Genomic DNA, 13,571 nt, shown 5'->3' on the forward strand with positions numbered 1-13,571 from the left:
CAACAGCGGCACTGATCTTCGGCATGGGAACCTCTCTACCTCAATGAGCGATCGCAGGCAGCCGGCGCCAGCCTAAGGGAGGCGCTCTTTCTGCGCCGCCTCATATTCGGCCGAAAATTTCCGGACCAGTTCGGCGAGCGGCGCGCTTTCGGTGACGTCATCCACACCATGTCCGCCGGCCCAGACATCCTTCCAGGCCTTGATCGTGTCGAGTTCGCGAGCGAGATCGAACTTCTGGTGATCGCCGCCGCCCACGAAACCCGACCGGTCGAGACTAAGGCGGAGCATGTTGGATGGAATGCCCGTGACCTCCGAGGTCAGGACGATGTCATCGCCGCCGCTCTCGATCAGTATGTCCCGATAGGCGTCCGGCGCGGCGCTCTCCGTCGCGGCGATGAAGCTCGTGCCGGCGGCAACCATGTCGGCACCCAGAACGCGCGCCGCGGCGAGCGAGCGACCGTTGGAGATGCCTCCCGCAAGAATGATCGGCCCATCGAAGAATTTCCGGACCTCCGACACAAAGGCGAAAGGGTTCAGCCATCCCGTATTGCCGCCCGCGCCCGCCGTCAGCAGGATCAGGCCGTCCACCCCCGCTTCGGCCGCGCGCCGTGCGTGCTTGACGCTCGCGGCATCCGATATGACGATACCGCCATATGCATGGACGCGCTCGATGATATCGACGGGGCTCCCTACCGAGGCGATGATCGCGGGCACCTTTGCATCCACGCAGATGTCGAGATCGTCGCCAAGACGAACATTTGTCTTATGCACGATGAGATTGACCGCCCAGGGCGCGGTCGCCTGCGCGTCGGCAAGCCGGGTCTTGATCTCGGCGACCCAGTCCGCAAAGATCGCCGGCGTCCGGGCGTTCAGCGCCGGGATCGAGCCCATAACCCCTGCCCGGCCCGCCTCGACGACCATGTCGACGGTGGAAACCAGGAACATCGGGGCCACGACGAGCGGCAAGCTGAGCTTTCCGCGCAGGTCGGCCGTCAACTCGCTATTGCCAAAACGCTGCATCGGTTCGATCTCCCTGAAAAATGACTTCATAGTCAGAATTCTATATTAGAGATACAATTTTGCAAGCGCAATTGCGTGATTTGCCGGCCATAGCCCCCCTCCTCGACCGCTCCGCCCCAGACTGACCGACCGACAATCCCTTGCTTATTAGCGGATGTCGCTCCTATAACCGCCATTGCAATCACAGTATCTGACGCTATGTTCGGACCGTAGATCGCGGGCGTCAATCACACACAATCTATAGCTCGCGGTCCCTGCGGGATTTTTCGGCAACTTTGCCGGAAGCGAACTGGAATTTTTGACCGGAACGTTGGTGGATCGTAGTGTTGAGATATCTGAAAGGGAACCTGTCTTGACCAAGTGGCGAAACGCATTCCGAACCAGCGAAGAGCTGCATCGCTTCAAGCGGTACGCGGTACTTCGCGAAGCGACGCGCATCATATCGCGCCGCGGGTTTCACAATACGTCGCTGGACGAAATTGCCGAAGGCCTCGGGATCTCCAAAGGCACTTTGTACAACTATGTGTCCGATAAGCAGGAAATATTGTTCGATTGTCACATGATCGCCCTCGACCTGGGCGATCAAGCGAGCAAGGTGGCCAACGAACTCGACGGGTCCGGCCTGGACAAGCTGCGGCTCCTGCTCCTCTGCTACATCGAGTGGATGTATGGTGAGGCGGGTATCGGCGGCATTACCTCGGACATCAATGCCCTGCGTCCGGATGATCGCGCCACCGTCGTCGTCCGGCGCGATAGAATCGACCAGGCCCTGCTCGACCTGATCGAGCTCGGCGTTCGCGATGGAAGTCTGGTCGCCGACGATCCGCATCTCGCCGTTTTCGTCATCATGGGCGCCGTGAACAGCATTTCATCATGGTATTCGCGAGGCGGCAGGCTGAATATCGAGGAAATCGCCGACGTCATCGTAGGGATGTTGACGCGATCGATAGCCACCGACACCTCGACCGCGAAGGTGCGCGTCGAAGTCCCGCCGCATCCGGAAGCAACCTTGACCTTCGCTCCCATGGCGTCGGCGCGCACCGGACGGACCGCGACGGCGAAAAAGTCCGCCAGTACGAAGGCAAAGCCGGCCGGCGCCTCCAGGAAAAAATCGCTCTAGGCGCAACGGGGGATAACGCCCCGCTTCCACGATGTCCCAATTCGCCCGCTCAGCCCTGCCCGGGCTCGGCGAACATTTGTCGCGTACTGAATACAAAGTCATATTATTGACTTATGAGTTCGACTCGGTTACGGGACGGCCCAACGCAGCAGTGCGTGGCGAAAAGAGCATAGTGGGTACGGCAGCTCGGGTTCACCCTCGCGACCTCGGACGCGAAAACGAGCCAGGCGATGCGCGCGAGCATGACGCGGCCACCTCACCGACTTGACTTCGCTAAACTGGTTTCGGTCGAGTTGTAGGATTCCAAATGGCTGTTAAAATTGCGGTACTGAAAGAAGCCGCGGGCGAAAATCGCGTGTCCGCGACGCCCGAGACAGCGAAGAAATTCGCAGCATTGGGCGCTTTGGTGGCGGTCGAGAACGGGGCCGGCGAAGGCGCCTCCGTTCCGGATTCCGACTATGAAGCGGCCGGCGCCACGGTCGGCGACCGTCAGTCGACCCTCACCGGCGCGGATATCATTCTCGGCGTGCAGGGACCCGATCCCGCCGCGATCGAGGTTGCCAAGCCGGGCGCCTGGATCGTGGCGAGCCTGAGCCCCTTTGCGGAAAGAGCGCGTGTCGACGCTTATGCAGCGCGCGGCTTCGAAGCGCTCGCAATGGAGCTCATGCCCCGCATCACACGGGCGCAGTCGATGGATATATTGTCGTCGCAGTCCAACCTCGCCGGCTATAAAGCCGTCGTGCTGGCCGCGTCCGAATATGGCCGCGCTTTTCCCATGATGATGACGGCCGCGGGCACTGTCTCCGCCGCGCGCGCCTTTGTGATGGGCGTCGGCGTCGCCGGGCTGCAGGCGATCGCCACCGCGCGCCGCTTGGGAGCACAGGTATCGGCGACAGATGTGCGTTCGGCGACAAAAGAACAGATCCAGTCGCTCGGCGCCAAGCCGATCTTCGTCGAGAATGTCGAAGGAATAGAAGGCGAAGGATCGGGCGGTTATGCCACCGAGATGTCCGGGGAATATCAGCGGGCCCAAGCGGAGTTGGTGTCCGGCCACATTGCCAAGCAGGATATCGTGATCACCACCGCGCTGATCCCGGGCCGCGCCGCCCCCCGATTAATTTCGGACGCCCAGCTTGCGACAATGCGCCGAGGGTCCGTGATCGTCGACTTGGCCGCGGAAGCCGGCGGCAATGTCGAGGGCGCAGTCGCGGGCGAGACGGTCGTCCGTCACGGCGTGAAAATCATCGGCGCGAGCAATGTCGCGGGCAGGCTCGCCGCGGACGCCTCGGCGCTCTTCTCGCGCAACCTGTACAATTTCCTGAGCGCCTTCTGGGACAAGGACAGCAACCGGCCGATCCTCGACGAGGAGATCGGCGATGCGATCCGGCTGACCAGGGACGGCAAGGTCGTCCACCCGCGGCTGCTCGGTTGATCACCGAAAAAGGGGGAGAATAACCATGGATTTCATCTCGATCCTCTCGATCTTCGTGCTGGCATGTTTCGTCGGCTATTATGTCGTCTGGTCGGTTACGCCGGCTCTGCACACGCCGTTGATGGCGGTAACGAACGCGATCTCGTCGGTGATCGTGGTGGGGGCACTGATAGCCGGCGCCGCTGGAGGGGATCAGGTTTCCACAGCCTTGGGGCTGGTGGCGGTCGTGCTCGCAAGCGTGAACATCTTCGGCGGCTTTGCGGTCACCGAGCGAATGCTCGCCATGTACAAAAAGAAGGACCGCAAGAACTGATGGCCGACCTGCACGAACTCGCCGCCACGCCCGCCTGGGCTGCGCTCGCCTATCTCGCTTCGGGCGTTTTGTTCATCCTCGCGTTGCGCGGTCTCTCGAGCCCCGGCACGTCGCGCCAAGGCAACCGCCTTGGCATGATCGGCATGTTGGTGGCGGTCGCAACCACATTGGTTCTGCATGGTACGGGGCTGATCCAGATTTCCATTGCGATCGCGATCGGCGGGGGTCTCGGATTCGTGGCCGCGCGCAAAATCGCGATGACCGATATGCCTCAGCTCGTCGCGGCCTTTCACTCACTGGTAGGGCTCGCCGCAGTGCTCGTCGGGGTCGCCGCCTTCCTCAATCCTCAGGCGTTCGGCATCCTCGATACGCAAACCGGCCATATCCACAATGTCAGCCGGATCGAGCTCGGACTGGGCGTCGCGATCGGCGCGATCACCTTCTCGGGGTCGGTCATCGCCTTTCTCAAGCTCAACGGCAATATGTCGGGCGCACCGATCATGCTACCGGCGCGGCATGTGATTAACCTCGGCACGCTCGCCGCGATTATTGGCCTCGTCGCCTATTTTGTCACGGACGACAGCCGCTGGGTCTTTTTCACCATCACCGCGCTCAGCTTCGTCATCGGGTTTTTGCTTATCATCCCGATCGGCGGAGCGGACATGCCCGTCGTCGTCTCGATGTTGAACAGCTATTCGGGCTGGGCGGCCGCGGCGATGGGCTTCACGCTTCACAACACGGCAATGATTATCACCGGCGCGCTGGTGGGCTCGTCGGGCGCCATTCTGAGCTACATCATGTGCAAAGCGATGAACCGCAGCTTCATCTCGGTTATCGCGGGCGGCTTCGGCGGCGAGGCGCCGGCCGCGGATGGCGGCGAGAGGGTCGAGCGCCCGTGGAAGCGCGGCTCGGCCGACGACGCCGCATTTCTGATGAGCCAGGCCGAACAGGTCATAATTGTCCCCGGCTACGGCATGGCGGTCAGTCAGGCACAACACGTACTGCGCGAGATGGGTGACCTGCTCAAGGCCGAAGGGGTGCGCGTCAAATATGCCATTCACCCCGTCGCGGGACGCATGCCCGGCCATATGAACGTGCTGCTTGCCGAGGCGAATGTCTCCTATGATGAGGTTTATGAGCTGGAAGACATAAATTCGGAATTCTCGCAGACCGACATCGCCTTCGTCATCGGCGCAAATGACGTAACCAATCCGGCCGCCAAGACCGACAAGACCTCGCCGATTTACGGTATGCCGATCCTCGACGTGGAAAAGGCGAAGACCGTGCTGTTTCTCAAACGTTCAATGGGTGGCGTGGGCTATGCCGGCGTCGACAATGATGTCTTCTATATGGACAACACCATGATGCTGCTTGGTGACGCAAAGAAGATGGTGGAGGAAATCGTCAAGTCGATGAAGTGATTATGGCGGGAATGGCTCCGGAGGGGCGAGGCACTTAGCGAAAAACCGGAGGACGCCGACGATCATTTGCGTCCCTTTCCGCGCCGAGCATCAAGCTTCGTCAGGGGGCCGGACGGACCCCATCAACAAACTGCCAGGGAAATGCCGCGCCGGCGCGCATCACGCGTCCGGCGTAAGGCGCCGGTAAATGTGGCGTTAGCACGAGCGATTCCGTTTCGGCCGCGCGCTCGACGAACAGGCGGCGGGACGTAGCGGCCTCCTGCCGATGTCCCCGGGGCTGAAACCCTCCACGCGGCTATTGCGCGCTTAAATCCGAGATCCGCCAGATCGAGGCTCTGGGCAAGGCAATCTACGATGCGAACCACCGCGTTTTCGCAACATGATGGTCGACACAGGCTGGCAGCAAAATTGCCTGTTCTCTGTCATGCCGCTTGATAAAGCCACCGATCGTTGCGCCCCCGATAACGTCGTTGCCGTCGATCTGCCTTTCAAACCGGCGTCACACCAGCCGCCGATCCGTTTTGCCGGACGAGTTAATTGACCATGCGCGAAAGCGCCCAGCGCCGGGACATCCGATCATCACGCCGGGTTTCACAAGGCGCCAGTCCGGGCAAAATCATGCTCGCGAGACCCAGCCCCTGAACGAAAATCCCGCGTAGAACAGAGCGACATCGGAAAAACCGGCCTCACGTAGAACAGCCTCCTCCTCGTCGGTCGAAAGGAGCGGCAGGAGTTCGGCCATCCTTGCACCCGACATGCGCGCTTGGGCGAAGTCCGCGCCCGATCCGCTCGCGAAGGCCGCCGATCGCCCCAGCCATGCAGAAGCGTCAGCGCCGCCGGGAAAGCTGTGATGCGCGACGATGAGCGGCGCGCCCGGCTTCAGGCGCCGACGGATTTCGCGCAATGTGCGCAGCCGCTCGTCTTTCGCCAGAAAGTGCAGCGTGAGCAGGCAGCAGGCGCCATCGAACGGCCCCGCCGGAGCGGCATCGATAAATCCCTGAATGAGATCGACGCGAGACTGGAGCGGTCCCAGTACATCGCACGCAAGATCGATCATCTCGGCCGACGGATCGACGCCGATGAAGCGCCAAGACGGCTGCGCCTCGGCAAACGCTTTCAGCTCAAGCCCACCGCCGGCGCCGACGACAAGGATGTCGGCTGTCTCGGGCGCGCATTCGGCCAGCAGGATCATCGCCATGCGATGAATATCGGCGAAGCCCGGCACCCTGCGCGGCGTATCCTCGATATAGCGGGCCACCATTCCCGGGTCCGTGAAAGGCTGCATCCAGTCCATCAGCCAAACACCAGCGCACGGTGGACCGACGTTCCCGCCGTTACTCCATCGGCAACCGCCCAACTCACGCTGTGCGGCGCGCGGGCGATGTCGCCTGCAGCGTACAGGCCCGGCACCGTAGTCATCTTGTCGGCGTCGGTCCGGATGATGGGACCCATCGGTCCGTCGTCGATCGCGGCGCCGAGCTGCGCGGCGATCGGACTGGCGAGGGAGGATTGCGGCGCGACGTACAGCGCCGCCAACGGAATTACGCGGCCATCTTCCAGAGCGAGCGCGGACAAGTCGCTCCCGTCTCCGACCAGGCGCTCGACCTTGCCTGACTCGACCGCCACGCCGTGCTTCGCGAGCAGGTCCGCATCGGTCGGTTCAGGTGTCATCCCATTAAGAAACAGCGTCGTCGGCCCCCATTCGGCGACGAGGCAAGCCTGATGTGCGGACATGGGCGTGCGGGCGAGCACGCCGAGCGGTCGATTGCTAAATTCGAAGCCGTGACAATAGGGACAATGCAGCACCGTCTTTCCCCAGCGTTCGTACAAGCCGGGGATCGGCTCAAGACCGTCGCGCAGCCCGAAGGCGAGAACCAGCTTGCGGGATGCAATCTGCTCGCCGGTCGACAGCGAGACGAGAAAGCCGTCGCCAGAAACGCGCGCTTCGGTCGCTTCCCCTGTCAGCAGGGTCGCGCCGGGATAGGCGTCGAGTTGCCCGCGCGCCCGGGCAAGGATGGATTGCGGATTGCTGCCATCGGACCCCAGAAAGCCATGCGAGGCCTCGGCGAAGCGATTGCGCGGCTGCCCCGCGTCGATGACGCAGACGCGGCGCCGCGCCCGCGCAAGGTAGGTGGCGGCGGCGAGCCCGGCGAAGGCGCCTCCGATGATGATGGCGTCATGCTGCATGGTCAGTCTCCAGTGCGATTGATCCGCCGCGTTTGGAAAGTCGCGCATGAAAGTCGGCGCTCAGCATGGCGAGGGAGATTTCGCCGAAGCGCCGAAGAAGAAGCATCTCAGCTTCGTCAAACGTCTGGCCGAGCGCGGCGTTGACCGCTTGCTCGACAAGGCAGCCCGGCTCATCGGTGCGATTGCCGATGGCCAGCAGTTCGGGTCGGCCTAGCGCTTCATAGATGTCGCGAAGTGTTACCGCGCTGAGATCGCAGGCGATCGTCCAGCCCCCGCCATGGCCTTTTTCGGACTGGACGTACCCCCGGTCGCGAAGACCCGCCATCAGCCGACGGATCACCACGGGATTGGTGTTCATCGCGCGCGCCAGCGTATCCGACGTACTCGGACCGGGCTGCTCCGCCATATGCAAAAGGACGTGGAGCACGCCCGACAATCGGCTATCTCTTCTCATGAAACTTCATATGTTGCGAGATGGCTGACTTATCAACCCCTGAGCTAAGAAGTTTTCGCGCAGCCTGATCCGCCAGTCCCGGCTTGTACCTCCCCGCGGGCCGCACCCGCTTCATTCGAAGTTCACGCACCCGCCGGCCACCGTCCCGCCGTCGATGACCAAGTCATGACCATTGACGTGAGCTGCGTCCGCGCTGGCAAGAAAAGCCGCCGCTTTGGCGACATCCAGGGCATTCCAGCGACGTGGCGGGGCATCTCAGAGGCCAACTTCGCCGTAAGCTTCCGCAACTTGCCCTCGGCATGCGCCGGGTCTAGCTGCGACGCCGCCTGAGAGCCGCCGAAGAAGATCGGCGTCGCAATCGCGCCTGGCGCAATCGAATTGACTGTGACCCCTTGTCGACCAAGCTCGACAGCGGCCAGTCTGGTCGCATGCGCCACGGCCGCCTTGGCGATGTCGTAAAGATATTCGCCCATGTGCGTGTGCGTGCGCAGACCGGCTACGCTCGTCGTGTTGATGACCCGTCCGAAGCGCTGCGAGCGCAATGCTTTAGGGCCCGCGCCAAGCGCAGGATCGGTCGCGTACCGTCCACCGCCCCGCCGCCGCGACACGCGCGTGTGCCTTCGTCGATGTTCGGTGGGCATCGGGCGGGATTCTTTGGTATCCTTTCACCTCCCGCAGCCTAGTGCAGACGATATGCCAATAGCACGGGAAGAACGCATATATAGCGAGGGCTGATGGGTGCTGGCCGGGACGATCCGTCGCAAGGGGCCGGTATATCATCGATACCGGCTCACCGATAACGCTGTCCGATCCCAGCGATACGACGCAGGCGAGCTACAAGCATTGCGATAATGAAGCAATTTGGGCGCGGCTATCGGCGCGCCGGGCTCGATATGGCGATCAATGCCTCGTGCGCTTCCCCAAAATGATCGACCAGCGGCACGGACGGGTCTTGCTTCCACGCCTGCAGGCCATGTGCGGTAACCGCCATCGCCGTGGCAGCGACAAGGTTCGCGGTGCCCGGCTCGATGTCACGACGTTGAAGCGCTTCGGATATTGCCAGCGTGATTGCGGCGGCCTTTGCGAGCTGGCGCTCCTGTAGCGCCGGGGTGCGCGAAATTACGGCATGCGCCGGTTCGGCAAATTTCAGATTCTCCTCGAACATGGGCGCGAGCGACTGGAAGGCCCATATCACTGCTTCGAGCGCGCCGAGATCCGGCGCGGCCTCCGAAATCTTGACGTCCAGTCTCTCCGCCAGTTCGTTTTCATTGAACAAGACTTCCCGCTTGTCGGGGAAATGGCGGAAAAAAGTGCGCTCGGTAACCCCTGCCCGTGCGGCAATCTCGGCAGCCGTGGTGACGTCATAGCCCTTCTCGTAAAACAGCGCGAGCGCCGCCTCCCGCATGCGGCGACGCACATCGCCCCGATCTTTTGGCACAGTCCGACCACTCCTATTGACAGTCACTGACATAAAACGATATGTCAGTTACTGACTCTACCATGTTCTACCGTCCATACAAGACGGCAGCTCCACACGAGGTGACCTTATGACCGATGCAAATATGAAATCGATCCGCTTTCATCAGCATGGCGAACCCGCCGACGTGCTGCGGCTGGAGGATGTAAGTGTTCCGTCGCCAGGTCCTGGGCATGTGGCGGTGCGAGTTCATGCCTGCGGGCTCAATCCGGCCGACTGGGCGATCTGCCGCGGAATGTCATATCGCGGCCTGCCGTGCGGAATAGGGCTCGATGTCTCCGGCGTCGTAACGGCGGTGGGTCACGGCGTCGATGATGTCGCTGTGGGTGACGAGGTGTTCGGGCCAGCAAACTTCATGGATTACCCGACCGCCGGCGCGTCGGAGTACGCGATCCTGTCCCACTGGGACGCGCTCCCCACCGGACTGTCACATGTCGATGCAGCAGCGCTCCCGATGGTGATCGAGACCGCCGCCCGTTACCTCGATTGGACGGGTCTTCGCGCCGGGCAAACCATTCTCGTCAATGGCGCGGGCACCATGGTCGGGTTCGCTGCAGTCCAGATGGCGATTGCCCGCGGCGCGCGCGTCATCGCGACCGCGGGCAAGACTTTCGCCGACGTTCTGCGGTCCTTCGGCGCGGTGGTTACGCCGCATGGCGAAGGGGTGATCGAGCGGGTGCGGGCGCTTGTCAGCGAGACGCCCGACATCGTCCTCGATGCGGCGCCGGCCAATTTGCGGCCCGACTTCGTCAGCGCACTTCCCGATCTTGTCGAGATCGCGGGTGGAGATCCGAACCATGTCATCACCATCGCGGACGCAGAAGGAGCGAAGCGAACGGGCGTGCGAACCGGTGCGGAAAGCATCGCTGCGGAAGGCGGTTTCAAGCTTCGCTGGGACGCTATCGGAACTTATGGGCAGATGGCCGCCGAGGGATCCTTCTCCATCCCGGTAGCGCAGACATTTGCCCTGGCAGACTGGCGCGAAGCGCTCGGGGTGAGCTTGGCCGGCGGCGCCCAAGGCAAGCTCATTCTCCTCCCTCGCGGCTGACAATTACCTCAAAGCTCTTGCCGCGGAGCGCGCCTCATGCGGGTGCGACCGCGCCTTGCGAATAACCGGAAACTCATCGGACCAGACGGGGCGCGTGGTGGCAGCAAAATCTCATAACATGTTGCTCGAAGGACCGATCGGGACCGCGCTGATGCGGCTTACTGTCCCTATTGTCGCCGGAAACCTGTTGCAGACGGGATATCAGCTGACGGACGCTTTCTGGGTTGGACGGCTTGGTGCCTCGTCGGTGGCCGCCGTGACGGTCAGTTTCCCCGTGACTTTTCTCGTCATCGCCCTCGGATCAGGCCTCGCGATGGCAGGGGCGGTATTGATCGCACAATATGCCGGAGCCGGCCGACAAGACATGGTTGACCATGTCGCCGGCCAGACGATGATGATGGTTCTTCTCACCTTCATCCTGCTCGGCGCCGCTGGATATCTGCTCGCGCCGCAAATCCTGACGGCTCTTGATGTCGCCGGGGATGTTCGCGCGGGCGCGCTCGATTTCATGCGGGTCTCTTTTGCCGGCATCGCCTTCATATTCTGCTACACCATGTTCCAGGCGCTTTTGCGCGGGGTCGGCCAAACCGGGCTACCGCTTCTGATCATGCTCGCCACCGTATTGCTGAACTTCATTCTCGACCCACTCTTCATCTTCGGATGGGGACCGATACCGGCCAGCGGGGTTGTCGGTGCCGCCATCGCGACGCTGATTACGCAGGCTCTCGCCTCGGTCGTCGGGATCGCCATCCTTCTCCGGGGGAGACACGGCATTCACCTCAAACTCAGGAATCTGCGCCCCGATATGGCTTATATTCGTAGAGCCTTCCTGCTCGGGTTTCCGGGATCGATCGATCTTTCGACACGCGCGCTCGGTCTCATGGCGATGTCGTTTCTGGTTGTACGCTTCGGAACACTACCGACGGCGGCTTATGGCGTGGGCTCGACGATCATGCAGATCGTAACCATTCCCGCCGCCGGACTGTCGATGGCACTGACCACTCTCGTCGGCCAGAATCTTGGAGCCGGCAACACCGAACGCGCGGACAAGATAGCGCGGCTCGGTATCCTCTACGGCTTCGCGGCGCTCTCGCTATTTGGCATCGTCGCATTCGCAGCTGCCCCGGCGATAATCGCCTTCTTCGTTCCATCCGATCGGCAAGTCATCGGCGGCGGCAGCGACTTTCTTCGGATAATGGCACTGACATGGGGCGGGATTGGCGTTCAATATTGTATCGTCGCGGTGCTTCGCGCTTCGGGACGAATGGGCCACGCGCTCGCCATAGCGCTCGTATCGCAATGGGTGATCCAGTTCCCGCTCGCATATTTCCTGTCAGTCCGGTGGGGCCTGGGCGCCGTGGGCATCTGGTGGTCTTTCCCCGCCAGCAATGTCGCTACCGCCCTGCTCGCCATCGCATGGTATCGGCGCGGAAGCTGGAAGCATGGTCATCTTGTCCTTGACCCACATCCGCAGACTGACGCCGCCGCGCCTACCCGGATCCCGGGGCTTCGAGACTGAGCAGCATGTCAGCGTTCTCAAGACCGAACCGACGCGGACCCAGCCTATGATCCGACCTCGTCGCAATATTTCCGGGACGGTGCGCAGAGCAAACTCAAAAGTCTTGCGGTTTCCCCGCATCCCCAGTGCCTCTGCGTTTTCCAAGAAATCAGCCTACCACTGCATCATGGGCCGGCGATGCGCGAGGTAGCGAGCGGAATTATATACGCCCCGCACGCCCTGCGGCTGGTGCGCCAGCTGCATCTCGATCCAGTCGGGCTCGAACAGGCCGGTTTCGTTCAGCACTGTGGCCTGTTCCCGATTGTATGAAAGCGCCAAAACGGCAGGCTGTATCAGGTGTTAACTCCCAAATCTTGGCAGCGATTGGCCGTTTTCGTCCGGGCGGCAAACCATGGCGCGATCCGACGGATTGCTTCCTCGACAAGATCGGTCGAGACGGCAAAGCTGAACCGCATATAACGTGCTCCGTCCACGGGATCGAAGTCGAGCCCCGGTGCGGTGGCAACGCCTGTATCGGCGAGAAGCTGTTTGCAGAATTCGAGGCTGTTGTCGGTCAGATGCTCGATATTCGCATAGAGGTAGAATGCCCCATCGGGCGGCGCGATCTGGCGGAGGCCCATCTCCGGCAGCGCGCTCATCATGATCTCGCGATTGCGGGCGTAGACGGCGATGTGCCCCTCGAGTTCATCGGCGCAGTCGAACGCCGCGAGGCCGGCATGCTGCGCAAGCGATGGCGGGGTGAGAAACAGATTTCCCATGCGGGCACGAACCGTATCCACCAGGGGTAACGGTGCGATCAGCCAGCCGAGACGCCAGCCAGCCATGCTGAAATATTTGGAGAAGCTGTTGATAATGATGGCGTCGTCGGCGAGTTCGAGGATCGAACCCGTGGCGCTCCCGTAGCTCAGACCATGGTAAATCTCGTCGGAAACGATACGGATGCCATGCTTACGGCACACGTCCACAATCGCCGCGAGTTCGTCAGGCGCGATGATTGTACCCGTGGGATTGGCTGGACTCGCCAGAATGATCCCCGCCGGCGCCGGATCGAGGGCTTCGAGCGCCGCCGCGGTGAGTTGGAAGCGCTCGGTCGGACCGCATCCGATTTCCTGCGCATTGAGGTAGAGGGCCTTCGCAGTGTTGCGATACGCCACATAGCCGGGGCGGGCGAAGGCCACGCGCTCACCGGGCTCGAAGAGCGAGGAAAGCGCGAGGACCAGCGCGGGTGACGCGCCGCAGGTCAGGATCACCTGCTCAGGCACGATCGCGACACCGTATTTTTCGAGATAATGGCGGGCGATCCGCTCCTTGAGCGGCGCGCTTTCCCAATAGCCCATGGCCTCGGAATCGAGCACCTCATGTGCCTTCGCGATGGCAGCCGAGGGCGCACCGGTCGACGGCTGGCCGAATTCCATATGAATGACGGAACGCCCAGCCGCCGCGAGTTCATGCGCCATCTTGCTGATCGCAATGGCGTGAAACGGTTCAATCTGGGCAACCATCGCTTATCCTTCCTATGCCAGGCAGTTCGACCGCCTCCGGCGTTCCTGTTTGCACATGCCGACTGCCGGCAACCCGAG

The 13,571-nt window shown here is 62.1% G+C and carries 14 protein-coding genes; 6 read left to right on the forward strand and 8 right to left on the reverse strand.

Features of this window, described 5'->3' with window-relative positions; genetic code table 11:
* Window positions 1–72 precede the first annotated feature (72 nt).
* Window positions 73–1,050: an NAD(P)H-dependent flavin oxidoreductase gene (locus tag FHR22_RS11750; protein ID WP_243853660.1), complete on the reverse strand. Its 978-nt coding sequence runs from the start codon at window positions 1,048–1,050 to the stop codon at window positions 73–75.
* 322 nt (window positions 1,051–1,372) lie between these two features.
* Between FHR22_RS11750 and FHR22_RS11755 the strand changes: the two genes are divergently transcribed.
* From FHR22_RS11755 to FHR22_RS11770, 4 genes are all read left to right on the forward strand, one after another.
* Window positions 1,373–2,140 (forward strand): TetR/AcrR family transcriptional regulator, encoded by a 768-nt coding sequence (locus FHR22_RS11755; protein ID WP_166942374.1) that lies wholly within the window; start codon window positions 1,373–1,375, stop codon window positions 2,138–2,140.
* Window positions 2,141–2,447: 307 nt separating this feature from the next.
* Window positions 2,448–3,572: an NAD(P) transhydrogenase subunit alpha gene (locus tag FHR22_RS11760; protein WP_166942377.1), complete on the forward strand. Its 1,125-nt coding sequence runs from the start codon at window positions 2,448–2,450 to the stop codon at window positions 3,570–3,572.
* A 25-nt stretch (window positions 3,573–3,597) separates the two neighbouring features.
* Window positions 3,598–3,885 (forward strand): NAD(P) transhydrogenase subunit alpha part 2, encoded by a 288-nt coding sequence (locus FHR22_RS11765; protein WP_166942380.1) that lies wholly within the window; start codon window positions 3,598–3,600, stop codon window positions 3,883–3,885.
* Window positions 3,885–5,306: an NAD(P)(+) transhydrogenase (Re/Si-specific) subunit beta gene (locus tag FHR22_RS11770; protein ID WP_425057442.1), complete on the forward strand. Its 1,422-nt coding sequence runs from the start codon at window positions 3,885–3,887 to the stop codon at window positions 5,304–5,306. Before FHR22_RS11765 ends, FHR22_RS11770 begins: the two co-directional genes overlap by 1 nt.
* A gap of 616 nt (window positions 5,307–5,922) precedes the next feature.
* Here the strand turns inward: FHR22_RS11770 and FHR22_RS11775 are convergent.
* The 5 genes from FHR22_RS11775 to FHR22_RS11795 form a co-directional block, all read right to left on the reverse strand.
* The gene (locus tag FHR22_RS11775; protein ID WP_208417630.1) at window positions 5,923–6,600 is read right to left on the reverse strand and encodes a class I SAM-dependent methyltransferase; all 678 of its coding nucleotides are present in this window, start codon (window positions 6,598–6,600) and stop codon (window positions 5,923–5,925) included.
* Window positions 6,600–7,493: an NAD(P)/FAD-dependent oxidoreductase gene (locus FHR22_RS11780; RefSeq protein WP_166942389.1), complete on the reverse strand. Its 894-nt coding sequence runs from the start codon at window positions 7,491–7,493 to the stop codon at window positions 6,600–6,602. Before FHR22_RS11780 ends, FHR22_RS11775 begins: the two co-directional genes overlap by 1 nt.
* Window positions 7,483–7,947 carry an Rrf2 family transcriptional regulator gene (locus tag FHR22_RS11785; protein ID WP_166942392.1) on the reverse strand — a complete coding sequence of 155 codons (465 nt, stop codon included), beginning with the start codon at window positions 7,945–7,947 and terminating at the stop codon, window positions 7,483–7,485. Before FHR22_RS11785 ends, FHR22_RS11780 begins: the two co-directional genes overlap by 11 nt.
* A 122-nt stretch (window positions 7,948–8,069) precedes the next feature.
* Complete coding sequence (locus FHR22_RS11790) at window positions 8,070–8,588, reverse strand: SDR family oxidoreductase (protein WP_166942395.1); 519 nt, start codon at window positions 8,586–8,588, stop codon at window positions 8,070–8,072.
* 230 nt (window positions 8,589–8,818) lie between these two features.
* Window positions 8,819–9,364: a TetR/AcrR family transcriptional regulator gene (locus FHR22_RS11795; protein ID WP_208417631.1), complete on the reverse strand. Its 546-nt coding sequence runs from the start codon at window positions 9,362–9,364 to the stop codon at window positions 8,819–8,821.
* 130 nt (window positions 9,365–9,494) lie between these two features.
* Here FHR22_RS11795 and FHR22_RS11800 point away from each other — a divergent pair, with 130 nt between their 5' ends.
* Both FHR22_RS11800 and FHR22_RS11805 read left to right on the forward strand, forming a co-directional pair.
* Complete coding sequence (locus tag FHR22_RS11800) at window positions 9,495–10,472, forward strand: NADP-dependent oxidoreductase (protein ID WP_166942398.1); 978 nt, start codon at window positions 9,495–9,497, stop codon at window positions 10,470–10,472.
* A gap of 97 nt (window positions 10,473–10,569) precedes the next feature.
* Window positions 10,570–11,991 (forward strand): MATE family efflux transporter, encoded by a 1,422-nt coding sequence (locus tag FHR22_RS11805; protein ID WP_208417632.1) that lies wholly within the window; start codon window positions 10,570–10,572, stop codon window positions 11,989–11,991.
* Window positions 11,992–12,144: 153 nt separating this feature from the next.
* Here the strand turns inward: FHR22_RS11805 and FHR22_RS22540 are convergent, their stop codons facing one another.
* Entirely contained in the window at window positions 12,145–12,276 is a 132-nt protein-coding gene (locus tag FHR22_RS22540) for a hypothetical protein (protein ID WP_279588412.1), read from the reverse strand.
* A gap of 47 nt (window positions 12,277–12,323) precedes the next feature.
* Entirely contained in the window at window positions 12,324–13,493 is a 1,170-nt protein-coding gene (locus tag FHR22_RS11815; RefSeq protein ID WP_166942401.1) for an aminotransferase class I/II-fold pyridoxal phosphate-dependent enzyme, read from the reverse strand.
* Between the last annotated feature and the right edge of the window lie 78 nt (window positions 13,494–13,571).

It is taken from the genome of Sphingopyxis panaciterrae (assembly GCF_011762125.1).
Taxonomy (GTDB): Bacteria; Pseudomonadota; Alphaproteobacteria; order Sphingomonadales; family Sphingomonadaceae; genus Sphingopyxis; species Sphingopyxis panaciterrae.